Annotated in this window: 21 protein-coding genes; 14 read left to right on the top strand and 7 right to left on the bottom strand. The window is 40.6% G+C overall.

What is annotated here, in order from left to right:
* Window positions 1-4: 4 nt before the first annotated feature.
* The 8 genes from modA (at window position 5) to FTV03_RS08210 (ending at window position 10095) form a co-directional block, all read left to right on the top strand.
* A complete protein-coding gene (gene modA / locus FTV03_RS08245) occupies window positions 5-766 on the top strand; it encodes a molybdate ABC transporter substrate-binding protein (RefSeq protein WP_180021857.1) in 762 nt (253 codons plus the stop codon).
* A gap of 3 nt (window positions 767-769) precedes the next feature.
* Entirely contained in the window at window positions 770-1468 is a 699-nt protein-coding gene (modB, locus tag FTV03_RS08240) for a molybdate ABC transporter permease subunit (protein WP_180021859.1), read from the top strand.
* Window positions 1455-2093 (top strand): ATP-binding cassette domain-containing protein, encoded by a 639-nt coding sequence (locus FTV03_RS08235; RefSeq protein ID WP_180021861.1) that lies wholly within the window; start codon window positions 1455-1457, stop codon window positions 2091-2093. The genes modB and FTV03_RS08235 overlap by 14 nt, the downstream gene beginning before the upstream one ends.
* A 213-nt stretch (window positions 2094-2306) precedes the next feature.
* Window positions 2307-3710: an amino acid permease gene (locus FTV03_RS08230; protein ID WP_180021863.1), complete on the top strand. Its 1404-nt coding sequence runs from the start codon at window positions 2307-2309 to the stop codon at window positions 3708-3710.
* Window positions 3711-3908: 198 nt separating this feature from the next.
* On the top strand, window positions 3909-4340 hold the full coding sequence (locus tag FTV03_RS08225) for a cation efflux protein, CzcI-like (protein ID WP_218949694.1): 432 nt from the start codon (window positions 3909-3911) through the stop codon (window positions 4338-4340).
* A gap of 47 nt (window positions 4341-4387) precedes the next feature.
* On the top strand, window positions 4388-5710 hold the full coding sequence (locus FTV03_RS08220) for a TolC family protein (protein WP_180021865.1): 1323 nt from the start codon (window positions 4388-4390) through the stop codon (window positions 5708-5710).
* A gap of 13 nt (window positions 5711-5723) precedes the next feature.
* Complete coding sequence (locus FTV03_RS08215; protein ID WP_180021867.1) at window positions 5724-6950, top strand: efflux RND transporter periplasmic adaptor subunit; 1227 nt, start codon at window positions 5724-5726, stop codon at window positions 6948-6950.
* Window positions 6940-10095 (top strand): efflux RND transporter permease subunit, encoded by a 3156-nt coding sequence (locus FTV03_RS08210; protein WP_180040966.1) that lies wholly within the window; start codon window positions 6940-6942, stop codon window positions 10093-10095. The genes FTV03_RS08215 and FTV03_RS08210 overlap by 11 nt, the downstream gene beginning before the upstream one ends.
* A 200-nt stretch (window positions 10096-10295) precedes the next feature.
* Here FTV03_RS08210 and FTV03_RS08205 read toward each other — a convergent pair whose 3' ends face one another.
* The 4 genes from FTV03_RS08205 to lipA all read right to left on the bottom strand — a co-directional run bounded on the left by FTV03_RS08205 (window position 10296) and on the right by lipA (window position 14454).
* On the bottom strand, window positions 10296-10994 hold the full coding sequence (locus tag FTV03_RS08205; protein WP_180040964.1) for a DUF1826 domain-containing protein: 699 nt from the start codon (window positions 10992-10994) through the stop codon (window positions 10296-10298).
* 128 nt (window positions 10995-11122) lie between these two features.
* Window positions 11123-11359 carry a VF530 family DNA-binding protein gene (locus FTV03_RS08200; protein WP_180004441.1) on the bottom strand — a complete coding sequence of 79 codons (237 nt, stop codon included), beginning with the start codon at window positions 11357-11359 and terminating at the stop codon, window positions 11123-11125.
* Between the two features lie 795 nt (window positions 11360-12154).
* Entirely contained in the window at window positions 12155-13246 is a 1092-nt protein-coding gene (locus FTV03_RS08195; protein WP_180040962.1) for a transcriptional regulator, read from the bottom strand.
* Between the two features lie 233 nt (window positions 13247-13479).
* A complete protein-coding gene (lipA, locus tag FTV03_RS08190) occupies window positions 13480-14454 on the bottom strand; it encodes a lipoyl synthase (protein WP_180040960.1) in 975 nt (324 codons plus the stop codon).
* Between the two features lie 342 nt (window positions 14455-14796).
* Between lipA and FTV03_RS08185 the strand changes: the two genes are divergently transcribed.
* The 6 genes from FTV03_RS08185 to FTV03_RS08160 are packed head-to-tail and all read left to right on the top strand — an operon-like array spanning window position 14797 to window position 21620.
* Window positions 14797-15759 carry a thiamine pyrophosphate-dependent dehydrogenase E1 component subunit alpha gene (locus FTV03_RS08185; RefSeq protein WP_180040958.1) on the top strand — a complete coding sequence of 321 codons (963 nt, stop codon included), beginning with the start codon at window positions 14797-14799 and terminating at the stop codon, window positions 15757-15759.
* 15 nt (window positions 15760-15774) lie between these two features.
* Complete coding sequence (locus FTV03_RS08180; RefSeq protein WP_180040956.1) at window positions 15775-16794, top strand: alpha-ketoacid dehydrogenase subunit beta; 1020 nt, start codon at window positions 15775-15777, stop codon at window positions 16792-16794.
* 1 nt (window position 16795) lies between these two features.
* Window positions 16796-18331 carry a 2-oxo acid dehydrogenase subunit E2 gene (locus tag FTV03_RS08175; protein WP_180040954.1) on the top strand — a complete coding sequence of 512 codons (1536 nt, stop codon included), beginning with the start codon at window positions 16796-16798 and terminating at the stop codon, window positions 18329-18331.
* Between the two features lie 11 nt (window positions 18332-18342).
* On the top strand, window positions 18343-19743 hold the full coding sequence (gene lpdA / locus FTV03_RS08170; protein WP_104851956.1) for a dihydrolipoyl dehydrogenase: 1401 nt from the start codon (window positions 18343-18345) through the stop codon (window positions 19741-19743).
* An 11-nt stretch (window positions 19744-19754) separates the two neighbouring features.
* Complete coding sequence (locus FTV03_RS08165; RefSeq protein ID WP_108619593.1) at window positions 19755-20540, top strand: acetoin reductase; 786 nt, start codon at window positions 19755-19757, stop codon at window positions 20538-20540.
* A gap of 21 nt (window positions 20541-20561) precedes the next feature.
* Window positions 20562-21620: a 2,3-butanediol dehydrogenase gene (locus FTV03_RS08160; RefSeq protein ID WP_005105897.1), complete on the top strand. Its 1059-nt coding sequence runs from the start codon at window positions 20562-20564 to the stop codon at window positions 21618-21620.
* Between the two features lie 317 nt (window positions 21621-21937).
* Here the strand turns inward: FTV03_RS08160 and FTV03_RS08155 are convergent, their stop codons facing one another.
* The 3 genes from FTV03_RS08155 to FTV03_RS08145 all read right to left on the bottom strand — a co-directional run bounded on the left by FTV03_RS08155 (window position 21938) and on the right by FTV03_RS08145 (window position 25271).
* On the bottom strand, window positions 21938-22174 hold the full coding sequence (locus FTV03_RS08155; RefSeq protein ID WP_180040952.1) for a VF530 family DNA-binding protein: 237 nt from the start codon (window positions 22172-22174) through the stop codon (window positions 21938-21940).
* Between the two features lie 519 nt (window positions 22175-22693).
* Window positions 22694-24031 (bottom strand): MFS transporter, encoded by a 1338-nt coding sequence (locus FTV03_RS08150; protein WP_180040950.1) that lies wholly within the window; start codon window positions 24029-24031, stop codon window positions 22694-22696.
* A 202-nt stretch (window positions 24032-24233) separates the two neighbouring features.
* Entirely contained in the window at window positions 24234-25271 is a 1038-nt protein-coding gene (locus tag FTV03_RS08145) for an enoyl-CoA hydratase/isomerase family protein (protein WP_180040947.1), read from the bottom strand.
* Window positions 25272-25293: the final 22 nt, after the last annotated feature.

Here is a 25293-nt window from a genome sequence, read left to right as displayed (position 1 = left end):
TGCTATGCATTTCAAATACATCTTAGCAGCAGGACTAAGCTTCATTGCTGGCGCATCACAGGCGGAAACGGTAAAAATTTATGCTGCAGCCAGTTTAAGCAATGCTATTGCCGATATTGCAATGCAATATCAGGCACAGAATCCAGACATCAAAATTGTACCGGTATTTGGTGCATCTTCTGCTTTAGCCAAGCAAATTGAAGCCGGTGCACCAAGTGATTTGTATTTTTCAGCAGATGTGGACTGGATGAATTATTTGGTGCAAAAACAGAAAATACCTGCAAAGCAAGTATTCAACATGCTAAGCAATGATTTGGTGCTGATTACGCCTAAAGCGGTGAATATGCAATTTAAAGCCGTGCCGCAGTTTAATTTTGCCAAGGCATTCAAAGGTCACTTATGTACAGGGCAAATGGAGTCTGTACCTGCTGGAAAATATGCCAAACAAAGCCTAACCAAGTTGGGCTGGCTATCAAGTTTGAATGGAAGGATTGTCGGGACAGATGATGTACGATCGGCTTTGGCTTTTGTTGAACGCGGTGAGTGCCAAGCGGGGATTGTTTACCGTACCGATGCGCTGATCAGTTCTAAAGTTAAAATAGCCGGGATTTTTCCAAATCATACTCATCAACCGATCATTTATCCATTGGCTTTAACACATCAAGGCGCAGCTAAACCTGAGGCCGTGAAGTTTTACCGTTATCTTAAAGACCATGCGCAAAGCAAAATGCTTTTTAAGCATTATGGTTTTGGCGTGAAAGGCTAAAGTATGCTTAGCCCAGAAGAGTGGAGTGCGCTGTATCTTTCAGCCAAAGTTTCCATTTGTGCGACTTTATTTTGCTTGCCATTTGCAATTGCACTGGCATGGGTTTTAGCACGTTATGATTTTCATTTGAAGTTTATAGTTGAAGCTTTACTGCAAATGCCCATGGTATTGCCGCCAGTCGTTTTGGGTTATCTGTTGTTGATTTTATTTGGTTCAAATGGCTGGATTGGACAGATGTTAAATGCATGGGGAATACAGTTGGCATTTAATTGGAAAGGTGCAGTACTGGCTTCCATGATTGTAGCTTTTCCGCTGATAGTGCAGCCGATCCGCTTGTCTTTCCAAATGATCAATCAACAGCTGGAACAGGTTGCAGGTTCACTAGGCGCACATCCATTACGGGTATTTGCTTCGATTAGCTTGCCGCTGGCTTTACCAGGGATTTTAATTGGCAGTATTTTGGGTTTTAGCCGCAGCTTAGGTGAATTTGGCGCGACCATTACTTTTGTGGGCAATATTCCAGATGAAACCCGAACCATTCCTATCGCCATTTATTCGCTGATACAGCAGCCAAATGGTGAAGAGGCCGCAATGCGTTTAGTGATCCTTTCATTGCTGGCGGCTTTTGGCGCATTGATTGCCAATTATTATATTTTACAGCGCTATCAGCGAAAACTCGGAGCCGGCCATGCTTCAGTGTGATTTTCAGTTTCAATATGCAGATTTTCAATTGCAGGCTCGGCTGCAGATGCAGGATCAGCTGCTGGGCATTATGGGGCCATCAGGCAGCGGCAAATCTACGCTGCTGAAAAGTTTGGCCGGTCTGCTGCAGCCCCAGCAAGGTTATATATCGCTGAATCAGCGTGAAGTGTTCAACATAGCGCAGAAGATTAATGTGCCGATGCATAAACGCCGTATTGCGTTAATTTTCCAAAAAGCATGGCTTTTTCCGCATATGGATGTGCAGCAAAATTTGCAATATGCAGAGAACTTAGCTGCTCAGGAAAATGCACAATTTCAGTTTCAGCAAGTAGCGCATCTGCTTGAGTTGAAGCCACTGCTCAAACGGCGGGCACATGAACTATCTGGCGGAGAGGCGCAGCGTGTTTCCATAGGCCGGGCATTGCTGTCACAGCCTGATCTGCTGCTGTTAGATGAACCGCTGACAGGACTTGACCGCAGGCTGAAAGATCAAATATTGCCATTTTTAAACACGGTGAAAGAACAGTCGGCGCTGCCGATGATATATGTCACGCATCATAGTGATGAGTTAGATTATTTAAAAGCCCATATTTTGCATCTAGAAAATGGTCAAATAAGTTTTTAAATAAATATAAATTATATAAGTAATAACAGTAAATTAGATGAAAAAATGGCATTAAGCTGCATCTTAAAGTTTTGATTAGAACTATGAAAAACTCATTTTCTAGATTAAATTGTTACAAAACAAGGGAGAACACAGCGTTTTCCCTTTTTTATTCCTAATGATCTTGGAAATAATGATTTGTACGACTGAACGTGCAGACAGGGAATCTAATCGATGCATGATGATAGCTTAGCCACACATAATTCAACTGCAAAACTGGGTGCAGGGCTATCTAATCGGCATATCACGATGATCAGTATCGGTGGTGTAATTGGTGCTGGACTGTTTGTTGGATCATCTGCTGCGATTGCAAAAGCAGGGCCTGCCGCCGTTCTTGCTTATATTACTACCAGTATTTTGGTTTTTTTAATCATGCGAATGTTGGGAGAAATGGCTGTAGCTCAACCTGACACCGGCTCATTTTCAACCTATGCAAGAAAAGCCATTGGGCCTTGGGCGGGCTTTACCATCGGATGGTTATATTGGTGGTTTTGGGTTTTAGTTATTCCAATTGAAGCAATCGCTGGTGCAGAAATTCTGCATGCATGGTTTCCATCAATATCCAGCGCTGTCTTTGCGACATTCTTTATTGTGCTTCTCAGTTTAGCGAACTTTTTTAGTACTCGGAGTTTTGGTGAGTTTGAATTTTGGTTTTCTCTGATAAAAGTCTTGGCTATTGTAATTTTTATCGGCATTGGACTCACCGCCATATTGGGGTTTTGGCCCTTAGCACCTGACGTGAGTGGTGTAGAAAATCTGTTTAAAAATGATGGATTTATGCCAAATGGCCTGGGTGGTGTACTTTCAGCAATATTGATTTCAGCATTTTCATTCTTTGGTGTAGAAATACTGTCTATCGCTGCAGCAGAATCAAAAGATCCTGAACAAAAAATTAAACGTGCAACCAATTTAGTACTGTATCGGGTCATCTTATTTTTTGTGGTTTCAATTTTTATAACGGTTGCACTGGTAGATTGGCGTTCACCACAATTACAACAATTAGGCACCTTCCAGTATGTCTTGGTCAGCTTAAATATCCCACAATCAAAATTGATTATTGATAGTGTGGTCTTTATTGCGGTTGCAAGTTGTATGAATGCCGCACTTTATAGTTCTTCAAGGATGTTATTTTCATTGGGGACACGTAAAGAAGCACCTCAATGGGTCACATCCATTAATGCCTCTGGTGTACCTGCAATTGCAGTATTTGCATCGTCTGTAGTGGGCTTAATTTGCTGTGCAGTCAATTATTTATTTCCAGGCCAAGTATTTGGATTTTTACTGTCTACAACAGGTTCAATTGCCTTATTGGTTTATTTAGTGATTGCATTTTCACAGCTTAAATTGAGAACACAAATCGAAAAAAATGGAACTGAGGTTGCGTTTAAAATGTGGCTATTTCCATGGCTCACATGGGCAGTCATTTTGGTGATCTTAAGTGTGCTGATCTATATGTTTTTATCTCCAGCCTACAGTTATGAAACTTCATTATCTTTAGGTGTTACGACATTGGTGGTTATCTGCGGCTTAGTTGTGACAAGAAAATCTAGAGTAAAGAATGATTCCGAACTGAATTAAAAATAAAGGTTTCGCCGATAAAAATCGTAATCATGAACCAATGGATTGTCTTTAGCATGTGCCGTGTCAGGGGATTAAAGCGAATGCCTTACGTTATATCTCTATGGCAATCCATTTTTAAGACAAATTCAAAGATTCACTTGACCTTCGACCGACTCCAAGCTTTATAATCGTTAAAATTTTCTTGATTGATGCAATATGCGTTCTGCGACATGGATAACAGTCTTAGTTGGATTGTTCATGTTCCAAAGCCTTTGGAACGTGGCAGCCGCTTTCTGTGTGCATGAAGAGCAAACTCAAGTTGTTCAAAGCTATCATTTTGGTCATCATCAAAATATCTTATGCGTTAGCAATGAAACCGATCCACAGCATTCGTTGCATCAAGCATCTGATGAATCCAGTAGCAAACCAGTCAAAAATATCGCTAACGATCTGCAACTCGGTGAAGATCATCAAGACCATTTACCGTCTATGACGCATTTGATTGTACAAAACCAACAATCGATTCTTTTTATTGCACATCAGAGCTTTGAATATTCGCCAAAATTTGTTTGGAAGAATCTTTATCAAGCCCCTGATTTATTACTGCAAACACCTCCTCCTGTTTATGCCCCGCTAATGGCGGGGTAGCCTAAAACATTCCTGCCACTTTTTTTAATAAATGAGTGGGAAAAATCATGTCTTTATATTTTACGGCGTTTATACGTCTAGGCTTAGCTGTCGGTATTTCGACGGCCTTACAAAGTACGTTTGCCGAAAATGTCAGTAGTTTTGAATCTGCATTTGCCAAAGTACAAAACTACCAAGCCCAAACTGATATTTGGCAACAACAACAGCAAATCTCTGATTTTAATGTGCGTCAAAGCAAGCTCTGGCAGAACCCAAGTCTATCGATTGAACAAAATGGTTTTGGTAAAAATCAAGATCAAGAGCTCAGTATCGGAATTAGCCAGCCATTGGATGTATTCGGTCAGCGTAAAATCAATCAAGCACTCGCGAGTACCTCTGCACAGCAAATTCAGTTGCAACAGCAGATTTGGAATGCGCAAAGTCAGCTGATTGTGAAGTTTGCATGGTCACAGCTAGCCATCGCTCAAAATGAGCAATCGATTTACGCTACACAGCTCAAACTCAGTAAATCTAATTTGGACAGTGCGCAAAAACGCTATCAAGCAGGCAGTATCGCTTTGGTGGATGTGGAGCGCGCTCAAATTGAAGCATTGGAAATACAGCGTTTATACCAACAGGCAGTTTTAAAACAGCAAACTGCGGCACGTCAGCTTTCTAATTTATGGGGTGAATCCACGTCGCAAATCGCGTTGAATAACAGCGTTACGCCTTGGCCTGAACAGAGCCAAAGTTTAGTTGAATGTAATTTATCGGAAGGTTGGTTACAAAAATTGTATGCCTTGAATATTCAGCAGGCAAATCAGCAAATTGAACATTTAAAAGTACAGGCACGCCCAAACCCAACCCTAAATATGGGCATGTCACGTACCAAATCTCCAACTGACGCCAATGATACGGCCTTGGTACTTGGTGTGGATATTCCGCTCAATATTTTTAACCGCCAGCAATATGCCATTCCAATGGCGCAAAAACAGCAAATTTTATTAAATCATCAGCAACAGCGCGAGTTAAAACAGCAAGTTTTAGATATTGCCAATAGCATTCACCAGCTTAAAGGTCTGCGTATGCAGTTTGATGCCACAGGCAATCAGATTGGTTTGGCTGAAAAGGTTCAAAACCGAACTTTGCAAGGTTTTCAGGCAGGTAAATTTGCTATTACAGACGTACAGCAAACCACAAAACAACTCCAAGACCTTCGACTTAGCCAAATGCAAATTTTGGCGCAGGCTTGGCAAAGCGCACTCAGTGCTGAAGCCTTAAGTATTGGAACCAGTTATGAAGAAATCAGCCGTTCAGATGCTTATAGCCAACTCAATAAGAAAGCCATTGAGGCATCCCAAAATCTCATCAACAGCGCATCAGCACAATAAGGCAGTTAATCACATGAAAATTAAACAAGATGGAAAAATTTCACAGCCTTTGATGATTGCAGTTTTGGTTGGCCTAACGCTGATGCTGTGTACTGCTATTTGGTTAAGTACAAATAAATCCGATGCGGATAAAACTGAGTCGGAAGGTGAAAATAGCGAAGCCAAAAAGAGTGATACTGAAGCAGAACATGCGGAAGAAGGTGAACTGCAACTCACCACTCAACAAATGGTGGAACAAGGAATTAAAATTGCGACTGTAGAAAATGGTCTGGTCGAAAATATTATTCAATTGCCGGGTAAATTGGCGGTCAATACAGATCAGCAGGCACATATTTCCCCAAACTTCAGCGGTCATGTCGAACAAGTCAGTGTAGCACTCGGTCAAACTGTACAAAAAGGTCAAACTTTAGCTGTGCTGTCAGTACCTGAATTGATTGATCAGCAAGCCAATTTACGTATGGCAGAAGCCAATTTAGATTTAGCCCGTCAAGATTATCAGCGTGAGCAAAAGCTATGGTCTCAAGGAATTTCTGCCAAACAGGACTTCCAGCGTGCTGAAAATGCCTATCGTCAGGCTCAAATTAGCGTACAGTCAGCACAATCGCGCTTACAAGCTTTGGGCGCGAATAGCGGTCAAAACGGACGATTTATCATTCGTGCGCCTATTGCAGGTGTAATCAGTCAAAAAGATATTGTGGTGGGTGAAAATGTGCAATTGGCAGACCAATTGTTCACCATCGAACAGCTTAAAGATTTGTGGCTGGAATTTAACTTAGCTCATCAATATTCCGCACAATTACAAACGGGTCAAATCGTCTCTTTCAAAATCAATAGTTCAGATCAGCTCTATAGCGCAGAGGTACAAAGCCTGACGTCAAAGGCAGATGTGCAAACGGGACGCTTGGTGGTACGTGCCAAATTAAAACAACAATCTGCTGAGCTTCGCCCGAATGTGATGGTCAACGTGCTATTGGCAGATTCAGGTACTAAAAATGTATTACGGGTGCAAAAGTCCGCCGTGCAAAGCATAGAGGGTAAAGACAGTATTTTTATTGTTGAATCTGAACAAAAAGGTCAAGTGCATTTAAAAGCGCAAGCGCTAAAACTTGGACAAGCATCCAGTGATGGGCAATGGCTAGAAGTGATTTCGGGTCTTGAGGCAGGGCAAAAGTATATTTCCCAAGGCAGTTTTTTACTGAAATCGGAACTGGAAAAAGACGAGGCTGGCCATGAACACTAATTCAGAGAATCCGAACACAAATTTACCAAAGCCAGCAGGTCTATTCGAACGCATTATTCAGTTTTCAATTCAAAATGCAATTTGGGTGATGCTGTTTGTCTGCACATGGATTGCCGTCGGGATTTACAGTTATCAAAAACTGCCGATTGATGCAGTACCTGATATTACCAACACCCAAGTGCAAATTAATACGCAGGCCAATGGCTTTACAGCGTTAGAAGTTGAACAGCGGATTACTTATCCGATTGAAAATGCGATGGCAGGTATTCCAGATTTGGAGTTGACCCGTTCTATTTCCCGTTATGGCCTGTCACAAGTCACGATTGTCTTTAAAGACGGTACGGATATTTACTGGGCACGTCAGCAAATTAATCAGCGGGTACAGGAAGTTCAGTCGTCATTGCCAGCTCAGGTTTCTCCGACGATGTCGCCCGTTTCGACAGGTTTGGGCGAGATTTATCAATGGGTGCTGAAAGCAGAACCCAATGCAAAAAAAGCAGATGGTACGGCATATAGCGCGATGGATTTGCGTGAAATTCAGGACTGGATTGTGCGTCCGCAATTACAGCGTGTACAAGGTGTTGCCGAGGTCAACAGTATTGGTGGTTTTAATAAAACCTACGTGGTTTCACCTGATTTAAACCGCATGCAACAGCTGAACCTGTCATTAGAACAATTACAGCAAGCGCTTACAGAAAATAATGAAAACCGTGGTGCAGGATTTATTGAGGAAAATGGTCAGCAGTTAACAGTTCGAGTGCCGGGAACCTTAAACACCATTTCAGATATTGAAAACACCATGATTGACAGCCCAAATGGCAGTCCAATTCGGGTGGGTGATATTGCGCAAGTCTCGATAGGGCATGATTTGCGCACAGGTGGTGCAACCTATAACGGAGAAGAAACGGTTTTAGGTATTGCCATGATGGCTATGGGACAAAATAGCCGAACTGTCTCGAAAGCTGTAGATTCCAAAATTAAAGACATTCAAGCCAGCTTACCCAAAGGGGTAAAAATTGAAACAGTGTATGACCGTACCACATTGGTGGAGAAAGCGATTAAAACCGTTCAAAAGAACTTGGTTGAAGGCGCAATTCTAGTCATCATCATTTTATTTATCTTTTTAGGCAATATCCGTGCAGCACTCATTACGGCCTGTGTTATTCCGCTGTCAATGCTGTTTACCTTAACCGGCATGGCACAAAAGAATATCAGCGCGAATTTGATGAGCTTAGGTGCGCTGGATTTCGGGATTATTGTTGATGGTGCTGTGGTCATTGTTGAAAACTGTATCCGCCGCTTGGCGCATGCACAGCAAACATTAAAGCGTCCATTAACGCAAAATGAACGTTTTAAAGAAGTCTTTTTGGCTGCACGTCAGGCGCGCCGTCCGCTGATATTCGGTCAGTTAATTATTTTAGTGGTTTATTTGCCAATTTTTGCTTTAAGTGGTGTAGAAGCAAAAATGTTCCATCCGATGGCATTAACTGTGGTATTGGCACTTGTGGCGGCGATCATTCTGTCTATTACATTTGTACCTGCTGCTGTAGCGCTTTGGGTGAAAGGTGAAATTAAAGAAACAGAAAGCCGTTGGATGAATTGGCTGAAAAAGCAGTATCTTCAAATTTTAAATAAAGCCTTTCATTACAAGGCTGTAGTGATGACTTTTGCACTGTGTTTACTGCTCATTACTGGGCTTTTAAGCACCAAAATTGGCAGTGAGTTTGCACCACAGCTGAGTGAGGGTGATTTTGCAGTTCAGTTGATGCGCTCACCAAGCACAGGCCTAGAAGAATCATTAAAAATGCAGGAGAACGCTGAGAAATTGCTGCTGAAAAAATTTCCAGAGATTCAGGCTGTATTTGCTCGTACAGGTACAGCAGAAGTGGCAACCGATGTAATGCCTCCGAACATTTCCGATGGTTATATTATGCTCAAACCACGTAATGAATGGCCGAACCCTAAAGAAAGTGTGGATGAACTGCGTGGCCGTATGGTGGCTTATGTGGCTACGATTCCTGGCAATAACAGTGAGTTTTCTCAACCGATTGAACTGCGCTTTAATGAGTTGATCTCAGGTGTGCGTAGTGATGTGGGCATTAAAATATTTGGCGATGATATGCAAGTGCTCAACACAGAAGCCACTAAAATCGCCAAAATTATGCAGCAAGTTGCGGGGAGCAGCGCCGTAAAAGTTGAACAAACTTCAGGTTTACCTTTATTAAATATTGAAATAGATAAGGCTTTGGCTGCGCAATATGGTTTAAGCGTTAAATCTATACAGGATACTGTGGCAGCCAGTGTCAGTGGACAAAGTGTAGGAGAGATTTTAGAAGGTGATCGCCGTTTTGATTTTGTTATTCGTTTAAATGATCAAGATCGTAATGTAAGTACGATTTCACAACTACCGTTAAAGTTGCCAAATGGTGGCAGTATTGTACTCTCAAATGTTGCCATAGTCTCTAATGTAGATGGGATCAATCAAGTCAGCCGTGAGAATGGTAAACGCCGTATTGTAGTGACTGCCAATGTTGAAGGCCGTGATTTAGGTTCTTTTGTGGCGGATATGCAGACTCAGCTGAAACAATATGCATTACCAAGCGGTTATTGGATTGAATATGGCGGTCAATTTGAAAACCTTGCATCTGCCAAAGCAAGAATGCAAATTGTCATTCCTTTAGCACTACTGACCATCTTTATTTTATTAATGGCAGTATTTCATAATGTGAAAGAAAGTCTGCTGGTCTTTACTGGCGTACCATTTGCCTTAACGGGCGGTGTACTGTTTCTTTGGTTTAGGGATATTCCACTTTCGATGTCGGCGGGTATAGGTTTTATTGCGCTCTCAGGCGTTGCTGTGCTGAATGGTCTAGTCATGCTGACCTTTATTAAAGAGCTAAGGGACAAATATCCATTACATGAAGCTGTATGGCAGGGCGCTGTACTTCGATTACGCCCAGTACTGATGACCGCCTGTGTTGCCTCTTTAGGTTTTGTACCAATGGCTTTGGCAACAGGTACAGGTGCAGAAGTACAACGGCCTTTAGCGACTGTGGTGATTGGCGGTATTCTTTCTTCTACCTTGCTGACCTTGGTGCTATTGCCCGTGCTCTACCGCTGGCTTAATACAGCTCGATCTAAATAACCTAGACTAATCAATCTAGGTCAAAACGATATTGCATTAACCCATACGGTTCATTCATTAGACAGAATGGATCGTATGGACTCAGGATCCATCAATATTTAAAATCAGCAAATCAGCAAATCAGCAAATCAGCAAATCAGCAAATCAGCAAATCAGCAAATCAGCAAATCAGCAAATCAGCAAATCAGCAAATCAGCAAATCAGCAAATCAGCATAAGCCGATACTCACCTGAATTTTCAACAGGTGCGCGGTGCACACAAGGCAAAACGTGCTGTGTAGGATGATCCACCGCTAAACGCCATAGATGACCATTTCCTAGATTTACAGGGACAGCACTTTCTTTGAGCTGATAATGTAAATCAAAAAAATATTCCGCTAAAAAATCATCAAATTCTGAGGTAGGGCCATCGTACAAATCTTTAAGTTGTTCTCGTATTTTAGGAATTAAGATTCTTTGTGTCACTTGATCATTTGGCACAATATCACTGGAAGCACCATAATATGTACATAAAAAGGTATCGGTAGCGATAGGTGATCGATCGACATGAAAGGAATAAACATCGGTTGAGATGAAATCGAATTCATCATCTCGTTCATAACATTTGAGCAAGTTCAACGAAGGTGATGCACCAAATTCTGTTAATTGTTGCAGATCATTTAAAATAACTTCTCTGGCTAAATGGCCTTGCGATGAAAGTGTTAACTTCATCAGATCATCTATAGAAATTTCGGTTATATTTTCAATCAGTTCGAGTTTTTCGACTATTTCTTTAAAGTCGCCTTGTATGCTGCGTTGCCAGCAAAGCGCATTCATTTGACCTTCGAAATGACGATGAATCAATTCAGAAAATGTAGTGACTACACCAATTTGAGGATGCTGGGAAAAAGTATTGCTCATAATAGGGATCAATTTAAATCTGAGGCGAAGATACTGCGTACAAGGAAGTGCTAGAAGGATTAAGCAGTTTCATTTTATCTTAAAACACAAACTGCTATACAAAATTATTCGAGCATAGGCATTCATCGTTACGCTTTCTGTTTGGCTTTTTGGCGTAAGACATACAAATATAAGCTTTCTACTTTTTCACGTGCCCAAGGTGTAGTACGTAAGAATCGTAGTGATGATTTAACGCTTGGATCTATGCAAAAACATCTAATTTCAATTTTGCGGCTTAAGCTTTCAAAACCACCGTAGTAATCCAATAATTCATCCAAGATGTCAGCAAGTTTTTTGCCGTGTAAAGGGTCATTGGAGGTGCTCATATTAGATCAATCATATTTTGGGAGACCATTATTATAACCTGAGCGAGTTGAAAAAATGAGAGGGTTTGAATTTAAACATCAGGAACGTCAGATTCGCCAATTGATAAGATTCTGATTTCGGCATAACGTATATTATGTTCATTAGCGTACTCGGCATCGTGAATGATAATTTTACAGATTCACGATGTCGAGCTGTGGCAACGGATGCGTTGTGTAGGCCACAGTCTTGGATATGCTAATTAACTTATGTTCACCTATAATATAGTTCACAATTAAATTTATCTTTAATAAACAACAAATTTAATTACTTAGAGTACTAAAGTTATAACTTGTAAAATATTTGGTTCATGAACCTAGCTATGAATAGATATTTTCCTACTAAAAAGGTCTTAAGAATAGACTAAATTTGTCTAGAAGAGTGGGGGCTATTCACACCTCATTGAAACCCCTTTAAGAAAGGGGATGCCGATCCTCTATATCACCAACGGTGGATGAAGCTTGTCAGCATTCTTAAATATTTATCGTCACCATCACGGCATAGACGTGCGCTTATGGTAAGTCACACTTACATAACTTAGACTTAGAAGATTTGGTGGCTTTAACTATTAAAGCTGTAGTAATGGCATGGGTACACCATCCAGCGACAAACTGGGTGTTAAAGCTAGGTAAGTGAATTACTAGACTTCACTGTAGTTAGTTCTCAATTTTAAATTTTATTAAAGGAAGTATGAAAATCAAGCTTCCTTTTCAATCTGTTTCACAATAAAACTTTAGAGTTGAAGCAACAGATCAAATCTAAATCATATTTGAAAAATAATTACGGTGGATACTGTCCTGTGGTAATAACTCTAATAAACGCTGTACCGCATCAATTCGGTCATGTGTTTGTCCAATAATTCTTAATAATTGATCGATATCCTTTATTTGATAGATCAACTGGCTCAAACGGGCATCAAAACAATGTCTCCAAGTGCTGAGTAAAGGGCTTTCTGATTTAGAGAGAAAGCTACCTTTATATAGTGAGAATGTACTGGAAATAAGATTTGCATTTAATGATTGTTCAGCACATAAAAAATCACATTGGACTTCACAACTAAGCCTATAAATGCGAGCCTCAATTGAATGAGGTAATAGGCTACGAAGTTGTGAAAGCTCAGCCTTTAGGGTTTTTAGGCTGACACTACGCTCACCATAAAGGGCATAGTGTAACTCTTCTAAGCCAATTCCATGGGGATGCAAAGCTAAAATGCAAAGTATTTCAATTTGACGGTGACTCAAGTTTAAAGTTTGCCCATTAAATTGAACCCAAGGCGAACCTAGCGCTTTAATGTATAAAAAATTTTTCTGTTCAAATTTTATGGCACGCTGTATTAAGTCTGCACAGCGTTCCACAGCAAGAATGCCTAGAGGGGTATGTTTTTTATATTTTGTGGAAAGATTGATAATGCCATGAAATTGACCTGAAGTCGGATCCCAGATAGGTGCTGCATAACAGACCCAATCACGAACGCTGTCCATTTGGTTTTCATGAGAATAGACGCAACTTGATATTTGGCTGTTTAACGCCATACCAATCGCATTGGTTCCAACTGCCTGTGTAGACCAATGCCCACCCTCAATAAAATGAACCTGTTCGGCAGAAGAAAGCATTGCAGAACTACTCCATGTCCATAAGAGAGTCCCGTGATGATCTGTAAGACCAATCGCCATATCTGAATCTTCCGCTATTTTGAGTAAGTCAGCATAATTATGCTGAATAGAGCGGCGGAATAAAGACGTTTGATCTTCTTGAGGCAATGCTAAAACAGGGGCAGCATGTACAGTAGTTTGATTAATTAAATGCGTCGTTTGCAGCTGTTTTGCAGATGCGGTATTGAACAGGTTCATATCATATTCCTTTATGATGAGACTGTAATATTTTTAAACTTTAGAAATGAGCTTCAAAATTTATGGTCATTTACGTCATTTCTTCTTGCTTCGATTTTAAATGCTTTTTTCTTTGCTTGGTTAAATTAGATCTTTTGGCTTTACCAGTCCTTGAGCTACTTTAAAAGTGTTCTTATGAGCTGAAAATGGCTATTTCCATCTGAAATGTTAATAAACGTAAATAGGATGAAAATTCATTCGCTCATGTAAGGGCTAGGCACAGCTTCACCATGATGCTGACGGTCTGCAAAATAACTTGATCGTACTAATGGCGCACTCCAAATATTTTTAAACGCTAAGCGCTCTCCATGAGTTTGATAATGTTTAAACTCTTGCAATGTAACAAAACGATGAATTGGCGCATGTGATTTGGATGGCTGTAGGTATTGGCCGATTGTGACATAATCAATTTGATAATCTTTCAAATCATTTAATAACGCAATAACCTCAGCTTCAATCTCTCCTAAACCAACCATCAAACCACATTTCGTTGGGATATCAGGGCAGTAGTGTTTAAATTTCTTAAGTAAATTCAATGAATGCTGATAGTCAGCGCCTGGTCGCATGGCTTTATACAGGCGTGGCACGGTTTCAATATTGTGATTAAAGACATCGGGTGGGTTTTGGCTCAGAATTTTAAGTGCAATATCTGCGCGACCACGAAAATCAGGAACCAAAACTTCAATCAAAGTGTCTGGACTAGTTTGACGAATTTCTCGAATGCAATCTGCAAAATGCTGTGCACCACCATCTTTTAAGTCGTCTCGATCAACAGAAGTAATCACGACATACTTTAAGTTTAGATTCTTGACTGTTTCAGCCAGATGCTTTGGCTCATAAGGATCTAGGATATTAGGACGACCATGTGCGACATCACAGAATGGACAGCGGCGAGTACAAATATCTCCCATGATCATAAACGTTGCAGTCCCTCCGCTAAAGCATTGCGGCAAATTGGGGCAGGCCGCTTCTTCACAAACCGTATGTAGTTCCTGTTGTCGTAATAAATCCTTAATGATTTGAACTTCCTCAGGTTGACTAATTTTAGTCCGAATCCATTCTGGCTTTTTCGGTGTCGTTTCCGTTGGAACAACTTTAATTGGAATACGCGCCATTTTTTCAGCGCCACGTAGCTTCTTTCCAGTTAATACTGTGTTATTTAAATCCATTACAAACACTCCATCATTTAAAATAATTAATATATACCCTGATATTAAATAAACTGATTTAAATGGATTAATAATATTAAAACAGGGCAAAAAACTTATCATATAAAACAAAGGTTGGTTAAAGGTTTGTTTTTGTATGTGATTGAACTATTGTAAAATTTTACAAAAATTTTTAATTTCATAACCTTCTGTTTTTAATATTTATCTCATCTTTTTATGCATTATATTTTTTTAGTCTAATATGAAATTAAATAAAAATATTCTTATATAAATATACGATTTAAAAATCCAATTATTCAATTTTGGATTTTCTTTTAAGCGTAGTGAATAAGGAACAAATATATGCAATTAACGGAAGAGCAATTGCTAGCAGCATACAAAAGAATGCGCGACATTCGTGAATTTGAGGATCGACTTCACGATGAAAACAATACAGGTGATATCCCAGGTTTCATCCATCTCTATAGCGGTGAAGAAGCTGTTGCAGTAGGGATTTGCGAAAATTTAACAGATAAGGACTTCATTACATCAACACACCGTGGGCATGGACATTGTATTGCTAAGGGCTGTGACATTCACGCCATGATGCTAGAAATTTTTGGTAAAGATGATGGTTTGTGTCGTGGTAAAGGCGGCTCAATGCACATTGCGGATTTAGATAAAGGCATGCTCGGTGCAAACGGTATTGTAGGTGGTGGTCCACCTTTGGCTATTGGGGCAGCTTTAAGTGCTAAAACACTCAAAAATGGTGGGATTGGTCTATCTTTTACCGGTGATGGCGGTTCAAATCAGGGCTTAACTTTTGAAGCCATTAATATGGCTGTTGTGTTAAAGCTCCCTGTGATTTTTGTTTTTGAAAATAACGGCTTTGGTGAAGGTACTGCACATGATTATGCCGTAGGCAGTAAAGACATTGCAGGCCGAGCAGCAGGTTTTGGCTTACCCGCTGAAAAAGTAGATGGAACAGACTTTTTTGCTGTGTATGAAGTTGCACAAAAAGCCATTGAACGTGCCCGCCGTGGTGAAGGCCCGAGTGTGATTGAAACAGTAACCAACCGTTTTTATGGACATTTTGAAGGTGATCCGGGACTTATTCGTTCCAAAGAAGAACTGGATTATGTCAAAGAACATAAAGATCCATTGAAGATATTTCGTGAAAAAGTCAAAGGCAAAATTGACGAAGCCAAACTGGATGCGATTGACGCTCAGTCTAAAGCCAATGTAGACGATGCCGTTGGAAAAGCACGCGCAGCTAAGTACCCAGAAGTCTCTCAGTTACTTACTGATGTTTACGTCTCTTACTAAAGGAATAGTAGAAAAATGCCAAATAAAAGTTATCGAAATGCGATTAAAGAAGCAATTGAATTAGAAATGCGCCGAGACCCAAGTGTTATTGTGGTTGGTGAAGATGTTCGTGGTGGGCATGGTGGCAAAAATACCGATGATAATAAGCTGGAAGGTTTTGGCGGAGTACTTGGTGTAACCAAAGGCCTATGGACTGAATTTGGCTCTGAACGAGTCATTGATACGCCAATTACAGAATCTGCGATTATTGGTATGGCGGCAGGTGCTGCTGCTACAGGTTTAAGACCTGTGGCAGATTTAATGTTTATGGATTTTTATGGTGTGTGTTATGACATGTTGTATAACCAAGCGGCGAAATTCCGCTACATGTTTGGTGGCAAAGCCAAAGCGCCACTCGTTGTACGAGGCATGATCGGTGCAGGTTTTTCCGCAGCAGCGCAGCATTCTCAGTCGCCATATAACGTGTTTGCCTCAGTGCCAGGCTTAAAAGTGGTGGTGCCTTCAAGTGCCTATGATGTAAAAGGGTTGTTGATTCAAGCCATTCGAGATGACGACCCAGTAGTCTTTTGTGAACACAAGTTGTTGTACGACATTAAGAGAGAAGTGCCAGATGAGTCCTACACTATTCCTTTTGGTGTCGCAAATTACACCCGTGAAGGCACAGATATCACCATTATTGCCTTAAGTTTGATGGTGCATCGTGCCAATGAAGTCGCTGATAAGCTCGCAAAAGAAGGCATTTCGGTTGAAGTGGTTGACCCTAGAACCATTTCACCATTAGATGAAGATGGCATTTTAGAGTCAGTAGCTTCAACAGGCCGTGTGGTGATTGTAGATGAATCAGCAGCACGTTGTGGTTTCGGACATGATGTGGCTGCGCTTATTGCCCAGAAAGGCTTTCATTATCTTAAAGCACCAATCGAGTTAGTCACTCCACCACACTCACCCGTACCATTTTCGCCAGTATTAGAAAAAGAATGGCTACCCAGTGTAGAACGCATCGAACAGGCTGTACGTAAGACGTTGGAGGCTTAGGATGAGCGAAATTAAAACCTTAGAAATCCCAAAATGGGGTTTGTCCATGGAAGAGGGCACGATTGCCCAATGGCTGATTCAGGAAGGTACGCAATTTAGTAAAGGACAGGAAATTTGTGAAATTGAAACCACAAAAATCGTCAATGTTCTAGAAGCGCCTTTCGATGGCTTGCTACGAAAAATTATTGCTAAAGATGGTGATACCCTTGTCGTAGGTGGAATCATTGCAATTTGTGCAGACGCTCAAGTTTCCGATGCAGAAGTTGAAGCATTTGCACAGTCTTTAGGGGGAACACCTGCTGTAACTGAAAATAAAGCGGTAGCAGCGGTTCCTGAAAAAGTCGATGTGGCTCAAGTTGAAACCAAAGTACAAGCTGCTCCTAAACAGAACAGTGTTGGTAATGGATCAAAAGCGGTGACTCAGGGCGGATATTCTATTCCTGCTGCGTTACAAGGCTACCAACAAAGCGATGATATTTTTGCAACGCCACATGCCTTGAAATTGGCTGAAAAGCATAATGTAAACTTGGCTCAGATTACGGGTTCTGGACGTGAAGGCCGTATCAGTGTTCAAGATATTCAGGCCGCAGTTCAAGCTGCTGGTGGTTCTTGGCCAGATGTACGTCATCAAGCCAGCACGAAAGCCGCGAAATCTAAAGCAGATGACAGTTATGTTCTAGCGACACCTGTTGCCCGCCGTTTGGCAAAACAATGGGGCATTAATTTGCATGATTGTCGCGCATCAGGTTCACGTGGACGAGTCTGTAAGGAAGATGTTGAAGCTGTATATCAACGGGAAAATCCTGTACAAGCTCAACATACTGAGTATGCGCATCCAACAGAGTCTGCAAAATTCACCACCGTAGCTATGAATGGTATGCGTAAAGCAATCGCTGCACGGCTACAAGCGGCAAAACGCAATGCACCACATTTTCGCTTAACGATAGACTTAAATGTTGAGTCGGTTCAGGTTTTGCGTCAGCAAATTAACAGTACTGTACCGCAAGTCAAACTGTCCATTAACGATATGCTGATTAAAGCTGCTGCTGCTGCACTGATTAAAGTTCCACAAGTTAATGTTCAGTTTGATGAAGAGAATCAGCAGATTTTACAGTTTGAACAGGCTGATATTTCGGTTGCTGTAGCCATCGAAAATGGACTGATCACGCCAATTATTAAAGCAGCGAACCGTAAATCTTTGGCGCAAATTTCCAATGATATGCGTGATCTGGCGACACGTGCCAAAACTGGAAAATTGGCACCTGATGAGTTTCAAGGGGGCAGTTTCAGTATTTCCAATTTAGGCATGCTTGGTATTCAACAGTTTGATGCCATTATTAACCCGCCTCAAGGTGCAATTCTAGCCTTAGGTGCAGCAGAGAAACGTGCTGTCGTTGAAAATGATGAGATTGTTGTTCGTGAAATGGTGACCGCAACATTGTCTTGTGATCATCGTGTCATTGATGGTGCGTTGGGTGCTCAATTCTTATCGGCATTTAAGCAGTTTGTCGAAAATCCTGCATTAATTTTGGTGTAGGAGGAATAGTCATGTCAGATACACAATTTGATCTTGTGGTTATTGGTGCTGGTCCTGGAGGATATGTCGCTGCGATTCGCGCAGCGCAACTGGGATTAAAAACGGCAATCGTTGAAAAACAACACTTAGGCGGAGTATGTCTTAATTGGGGATGCATTCCAACCAAGGCATTATTGAGCGGGGCTGTGCTTGCGCAGCAGTTCAAACATGCAGGGCAGTTTGGCTTTACGCTTAACGCGATTGATTTTGATATTCAAAAACTGGTCCATCATAGCAGACAGGTTTCTGAGCAACTCGTGCAAGGTATCGGTCAATTATTGAAAAAAAATCAAATCACTGTTTTTAACGCGGCAGCCCAGTTTATTGCCAAAGAGCAATTAGAGCTGACAGATGCGAATGGTCAAAAACAGCAGATTTCTGCACCGCATATTATTGTCGCAACAGGTGCACGTGCGGCCAATTTGCCTCATATTCCTGTAGATGGCCATCAGGTCTGGAGTTATAAAGAGGCTTTAGTTCCAGAACAATTACCAAAATCTTTACTGGTCATTGGTTCGGGTGCTATAGGCAGTGAGTTTGCAAGCCTATACCAAGACTTAGGCTGCCAAGTCACCTTGGTTGATATTGCCAAGCAGATTCTCCCTAGCGAAGACATTGAAGTTGCCAAGTATGTGCAAAAGCAATTTGAACAGCAGGGTATACGGGTTTTAACCGAAGCGACCGTAAAAAAAATAGAAACTGATCAGGCTCAAGTACATTGTCATATTGAAACTGCCACAGGTGTGCAAATCATTAGCGTTGAAAAGGTACTTTCAGCAATTGGCGTGAAACCGAATGCTGAAAATCTTGGCCTAGAAGCTTTGGGCATTGAACTTGAGAATGGTTTTATCAAAGTCGATTCATGGTGTAAAACCAATGTTGTGGGCGTTTATGCAATTGGCGATGTTGCAGGCGCGCCGTGTTTGGCACACAAAGCCAGTCACGAAGCCATTCTTTGTGTGGAGAAAATTGCAGGCCTAAGTCATGTACATGCTTTAGATCGTACACAAATTCCGGGCTGTATCTTTACCCATCCGCAAGTGGCCAGTATTGGTTTGACAGAACAGAAAGCGAAAGCTGCGGGCTTGAATATCAATGTGGGTAAGTTTCCTTTACAAGCGAATGGTAAAGCATTGGCTTTGGGCGATAGCGCAGGATTTGTTAAAACCATTTTTAGTCAGGAAACAGGTGAATTGTTGGGTGCTCACATGGTTGGACATGAAGTCACCGAACACATTCAAGGGTTTGCCATCGCGAAATACCTAGAAGCTACAGATGAAAGCTTAGCGCAGGTCATTTTCCCTCATCCTACTTTGTCTGAGGCGATGCATGAGTCGGTCTTGTCGGCGATGCAACGTGCAATCCATATTTAAGGAGTCGCAACATGCCTAGAGGTTTAAACAACAAAGTTGCTTTAATTACGGGTGCGGCACAAGGCATTGGACGTGGTATTGCCTTACGTTTAGCACAAGAAGGTGTACATATTGCCTTGGTCGATCTTCATCAAGAAAAGTTAAATACTGTTCAACAAGAGGTTGAAGCCTTTGGCGTAAAAGCCACCACATTTATTGCGGATATTTCAGATCCAATACAAATCAGTGACGCTATTAATCATGCAGAATCGACACTTAATGGCTTTGATATCATGATTAATAATGCAGGTATTGCACAAGTCAAAGCTTTGGCAGAAGTAACGCCGAGTGAATTTAACCAAATTATGAACATCAATGTCGGTGGTGTACTTTGGGGGATTCAAGCCGCAGCAAATAAATTTAAACAACGCCAACAGGCTGGAAAAATTATTAATGCATGCTCAATAGCAGGTCATGAAGGCTTTGCTTTACTCGGTGTTTATTCGGCAACGAAATTTGCAGTTCGTGCATTGACGCAAGCTGCGGCTAAAGAATATGCTAGTGTTGAAATTACTGTAAATAGTTATTGTCCGGGTGTTGTTGGTACAGACATGTGGGTCGAAATAGATCAGCGGTTCTCTGAAATTACAGGTGCACCAATTGGTCAAACGTATAAAAAATATGTAGATGGTATTGCTTTAGGACGTGCTGAAACACCAGATGACGTGGCTGCATTAGTTGCATTTTTAGCCAGCGAGGATGCAAACTATATTACAGGTCAGTCTATTTTGACAGATGGTGGAATGGTTTACCGTTAATATCAACATAAGGAATACACAATGAAAGCAGCTCGTTTTTATGACCGAGGGGATATTCGAATTGAAGATATCCCTGAACCGAAAGTACTTCCAGGCACAGTTGGAATTCAAGTTGCATGGTGTGGTATTTGCGGTACAGATTTACATGAATTCATGGAAGGTCCTATTTTTATTCCACCTTGTGGTCACCCACACCCAATTTCGGGAGAATCTGCACCTGTAACAATGGGACATGAATTTTCAGGCGTAGTTTATGCAGTTGGTGAGGGTGTAGACGATATCCAAATTGGACAACATGTCGTAGTTGAACCCTATATTATTGCGGATGATGTCCCGACTGGCCCCAATGATAAGTATCATTTATCAAAAAATATGAACTTTATTGGTTTAGGCGGACGCGGTGGTGGTCTTTCTGAAAAAATTGCAGTTCAGCGGCGTTGGGTACATCCTATTTCAAATGATATTCCTTTAGACCAAGCAGCATTGATAGAACCTTTATCTGTCGGTCATCATGCCTATGTCAGAAGTGGTGCAAAAGCTGGTGATATCGCACTGGTTGGTGGAGCAGGCCCAATAGGCCTACTTTTATCAGCCATTTTAAAGGCCAAAGGTCTTACGGTTATCATCACTGAACTGAGTGCAAAACGTAAAGAAAAAGCGATAGAGGCTGGTGTTGCCGATTATGTATTGGATCCATCTCAGGTTGATGTGGTAAATGAAGTAATGAAAATTACTCAAGACCGCGGTGTAGATGTTGCTTTTGAGTGTAGTAGTGTGAATAAAGTTATGGATACACTCGTCGCAGCGATGAAACCAACTGGTGTCGTTGTAATTGTTTCTATTTGGAGCCATCCTGCCACGATTAATGTACATAGTGTAGTGATGAAAGAACTAGACATTCGTGGCACGATAGCTTACGTCAATGACCATCAGGAAACTATTCGTTTGGTTGAGCAAGGTAAGATTAATCTAGAACCTTTTATTACCCAACGGATTGCATTAGATGATCTTGTTTCTAAAGGCTTTGAAACATTGATTCATAATAATGAGTCTGCTGTAAAAATTATTGTTCATCCGTAGTAACGCCTAATTTGAATAAGCTAGAAATAAACTCTATGTAGCTATTTCTAATATCTTTATTGATAGAGAATGAGTCTGTACGTACAGATTCATTCTCAAATTTACAGTGTTGAGTGCCAGTATGATTTTGATCATACAACCTAGTAAAGATAGAAAATAAGTTTTTAAATAAACCATAGGTGTATAGACTAAATTTTGCCAGGAGAGTGGTGGCAGTCCACCACTAATTAAAAGGTGTCTACAAAATCATTGGCTATTCAATAAGTGTAGTTTAGTATTTGATATAAAATATTATGTTGAGGTTAGGGTTTTGATAGCTACGATTTCTGTTTGGCTTTTTGGCGTAAGACATACAAATATAAGCTTTCTACTTTTTCATGTGCCCAAGGTGTAGTACGTAAGAATCGTAGTGATGATTTAACGCTTGGATCTATGCAAAAACATCTAATTTCAATTTTGCGGCTTAAGCCTTCAAAACCACCGTAGTAATCCAATAATTCATCCAAGATGTCAGCAAGTTTTTTGCCGTGTAAAGGGTCATTGGAGGTGCTCATATTAGATCAATCATATTTTGGGAGACCATTATTATAACCTGAGCGAGTTGAAAAAATGATAGGGTTTGAATTTAAACATCAGGAACGTCAGATTCGCCAATTGATAAGATTCTGATTTCGGCATAACGTATATTATGTTCATTAGCGTACTCGGCATCGTGAATGATAATTTTACAGATTCACGATGTCGAGCTGTGGCAACGGATGCGTTGTGTAGGCCACAGTCTTGGATATTCTATTTAACATAATATATATTATACGAAATAGTATAATTAAGACTTTGATATTTAATATTTTTTAATTTATTGGTGCTTAAATCTTTCATCTGTGTAACAAACTTGATTTGTTGCTCTTACACATCAAACATATTTTGTGCCGCCAAGATCCTACGCAATACTGACAATATTATTTGTCCTGCTACAATCCTCAGACAAGAAAAAAGCCATAACAACGATTGCTATGGCTAATTCACATTAATTTCTATATTTAAATCAGCCTACTGTTTACCTGATTTTTGATTTATGAAGATTTAATTTCTTTACTGCTAAATGCTTTTGTTTTTTGCTCTATTTGATCCGGCTTTAAAAATGACGACGCAATAATCGCAATCACTGCAAAGCCTGAAATATAGGCAATAATTAAATTGGGGCTTCCATCACCAATACTCAACAATTTCGTCGCGATTAATGGAGCTAAACCACCACCTAGCACGCCTGCAAATTGAACTGAGATTGAAATACCGCTATAACGTATTTCTGCTGGAAATTGGCGTGAAAATAACTGTGACTGCGGCGCATACATCAAAGGAAAAACTACGCCAATACCAATCACAATGGCCGTCCAAACCAATACAGGATCCTTGGTATTTAACATTGCAAAAAAAGGATAGCTGTATAAAGCCAGTACGCATAAACCAAATCTGAACATGTTTTTTTGCCCAACTTTATCAGACAAATGCCCAAAAATTGGCGTAATGACCATGATGACCGCAGCACCACAAATCGTTGCAAACAAAATGTCTTGTCTAGGAATATTTAGCTGTGTGGTTGTATAGGCTAAAGCAAATGTCGATGCTAAATAGAACCAAGCATTTTCAGCAGCTCGAGATAAAATAATCGTAATCAACTGCTTAGGATGATTTTTAAACACTTGTTTTGCTGGAACTTTAATTGTTTCGGTTTGAGCTTTAACTTTTTCAAAGTCTGGTGACTCAGGCACTTTCACTCGAATATACCAACCTACAGCCAGTAAAATAATGCTGGCTAAAAATGGCAGACGCCAACCCCAGCTAAATAGTGCTTCTTCAGGCAACATTGAGACTAAGCCTAAAGCTACCGAAGCGAGCAATAAACCACCACCTGTACTGGCTTGCGGTAAACTTCCCCAAAAGCCTTTTTTACCCGCTGGCGCATGCTCTACCGCCATGAGGACTGCTCCGCCCCATTCTCCACCCATGGCCATGCCCTGTATAAATCTTAAAATAATTAAACAGACCGTTGCCCAATAACCAATGGTTTCAAATGCCGGTAACAACCCAATCATCACCGTTGGAATACCCATCAACATTAATGTGACCAATAACATTGATTTACGACCGATTTTATCGCCAAAATGACCAAAGACGATTCCACCAAGTGGTCGACCAATAAAGCCTACAGCATAAGTGGCAAATGCTGCCAACACGCCAGTTAATGGGTCAAGATTTGGAAAGAAAAGTCGATTGAAAATGAGTGCTGCGGCAGCACCATAGATAAAAAAGTCATACCATTCGATGGTTGTACCCACCATGCTGGAAATACCCGCTAAACGATGCGAGGACTTAGCTGGTGGAGCTGTGTTTCCCTGTACATTTTGCATTGTTATCTTCCTTATTCTGCAAGATATTTCTATGTTGCATTTTCACGATGCTTGATTTGTGTGATGATTTTCTTCATGAAAATCAATATTTTTAGATCTTATATATGTTTAATTTACGCTGAGTCACTTGTTCATATCGAATAACAAATTAAATATGAATATTACCCAAGTGTTTGAACCGTGAATGTTTTTAAATTACTGATTAAATAGATATTTCCTCCATTATTTTATCTAAGGTCGGACTAGACTGTTGCCACTTTGGCTGTTTGTCTTTATCCACAATTAATGCGCGCACACCTTCGACAATATCGCCATGTTGAAACCAAACGTCTTGTAAATGTCGTTCAATTTGCATGCATTGCTTCAGTGAAAGACCACGACCTAAATGCTGGAGTTGTAAACTGATTCTTTTCGCGATTGGAGATCGTTGTTCCAAGGTATTGCGTATTTTTAGCGCCCACACTTGAGCATCATTATGCTGTTCATTTTCAAGACTATTTTCAAGACTATTTTCAATGGCATCAATGCTCTCAAAACCAAAATGCTTACGAATTAAATCTGCATTTTGACTAAGTTCACTTTCCGCTGGTCGAGTAATATATTTCGCAATCAATTGTTCAATATTTTCCTTGCTTAGTTGCTTGGAATTTCTTAATTCTTCTTCTAATTGAACAAGTTGCTCACTCGGAACATGGTAGTCAATCAAATCTAGATATAACGCATCGCTTGCACTGATTTGATCGCCCGTAGTTGCCATGTACACACCAATATCATCCAAACGTGATAAAAAGTGTGTCGCAGCCACATCTGGGAAAAATCCAATGGCAGTTTCAGGCATGGCAAATCTAGATTTTTCGCTACTCACAAGCACATGACATGCTTGGGCTAAGCCAAATCCACCGCCAAGTACATAGCCATCGAGTATGACTATAATGGGTTTTTCATACGCACGAATGGTATTCAGCATTTCATATTCAGCTTGAAAATAAGCTTGATGATCTTCTTTACCATTCATGTAACTATCATAGAGATAGCGAATATCTCCACCTGCACAAAATGCTTTGGGACTATTTGAGCGAATAAGTACGGCATGAATATTGGTTTGATCAGCCCATAGTGCTAATTGCTGTTGAATTCCCTGAATCATTTCCAAAGACAAGGCATTTAAACTTGCCACGCGATCTAAACTGATTTGGCCTAAATGTCCATGTTCTTCAATCATTAAGTTATTTGTACTCATATCCATATCATCCTTTTTTATT

The sequence above is a fragment of the Acinetobacter sp. YH12218 genome (assembly GCF_013417925.1).
GTDB lineage: Bacteria > Pseudomonadota > Gammaproteobacteria > Pseudomonadales > Moraxellaceae > Acinetobacter > Acinetobacter amyesii.
This window is presented reverse-complemented; position numbering and strand designations above follow the sequence as displayed.

Coding starts and splice junctions, on each gene's coding strand:
- FTV03_RS08195 (WP_180040962.1), bottom strand. CDS start 13,246: ATGAACCTGTTCAATACCGCATCTGCAAAACAGCTGCAAACGACGCAT.
- lpdA (WP_104851956.1), top strand. CDS start 18,343: ATGTCAGATACACAATTTGATCTTGTGGTTATTGGTGCTGGTCCTGGA.
- FTV03_RS08225 (WP_218949694.1), top strand. CDS start 3,909: ATGCGTTCTGCGACATGGATAACAGTCTTAGTTGGATTGTTCATGTTC.
- FTV03_RS08200 (WP_180004441.1), bottom strand. CDS start 11,359: ATGAGCACCTCCAATGACCCTTTACACGGCAAAAAACTTGCTGACATC.
- FTV03_RS08155 (WP_180040952.1), bottom strand. CDS start 22,174: ATGAGCACCTCCAATGACCCTTTACACGGCAAAAAACTTGCTGACATC.
- FTV03_RS08215 (WP_180021867.1), top strand. CDS start 5,724: ATGAAAATTAAACAAGATGGAAAAATTTCACAGCCTTTGATGATTGCA.
- FTV03_RS08220 (WP_180021865.1), top strand. CDS start 4,388: ATGTCTTTATATTTTACGGCGTTTATACGTCTAGGCTTAGCTGTCGGT.
- lipA (WP_180040960.1), bottom strand. CDS start 14,454: ATGGATTTAAATAACACAGTATTAACTGGAAAGAAGCTACGTGGCGCT.
- FTV03_RS08205 (WP_180040964.1), bottom strand. CDS start 10,994: ATGAGCAATACTTTTTCCCAGCATCCTCAAATTGGTGTAGTCACTACA.
- FTV03_RS08165 (WP_108619593.1), top strand. CDS start 19,755: ATGCCTAGAGGTTTAAACAACAAAGTTGCTTTAATTACGGGTGCGGCA.
- FTV03_RS08235 (WP_180021861.1), top strand. CDS start 1,455: ATGCTTCAGTGTGATTTTCAGTTTCAATATGCAGATTTTCAATTGCAG.
- FTV03_RS08210 (WP_180040966.1), top strand. CDS start 6,940: ATGAACACTAATTCAGAGAATCCGAACACAAATTTACCAAAGCCAGCA.
- FTV03_RS08145 (WP_180040947.1), bottom strand. CDS start 25,271: ATGAGTACAAATAACTTAATGATTGAAGAACATGGACATTTAGGCCAA.
- FTV03_RS08230 (WP_180021863.1), top strand. CDS start 2,307: ATGCATGATGATAGCTTAGCCACACATAATTCAACTGCAAAACTGGGT.
- FTV03_RS08175 (WP_180040954.1), top strand. CDS start 16,796: ATGAGCGAAATTAAAACCTTAGAAATCCCAAAATGGGGTTTGTCCATG.
- modA (WP_180021857.1), top strand. CDS start 5: ATGCATTTCAAATACATCTTAGCAGCAGGACTAAGCTTCATTGCTGGC.
- FTV03_RS08160 (WP_005105897.1), top strand. CDS start 20,562: ATGAAAGCAGCTCGTTTTTATGACCGAGGGGATATTCGAATTGAAGAT.
- FTV03_RS08150 (WP_180040950.1), bottom strand. CDS start 24,031: ATGCAAAATGTACAGGGAAACACAGCTCCACCAGCTAAGTCCTCGCAT.
- FTV03_RS08185 (WP_180040958.1), top strand. CDS start 14,797: ATGCAATTAACGGAAGAGCAATTGCTAGCAGCATACAAAAGAATGCGC.
- FTV03_RS08180 (WP_180040956.1), top strand. CDS start 15,775: ATGCCAAATAAAAGTTATCGAAATGCGATTAAAGAAGCAATTGAATTA.
- modB (WP_180021859.1), top strand. CDS start 770: ATGCTTAGCCCAGAAGAGTGGAGTGCGCTGTATCTTTCAGCCAAAGTT.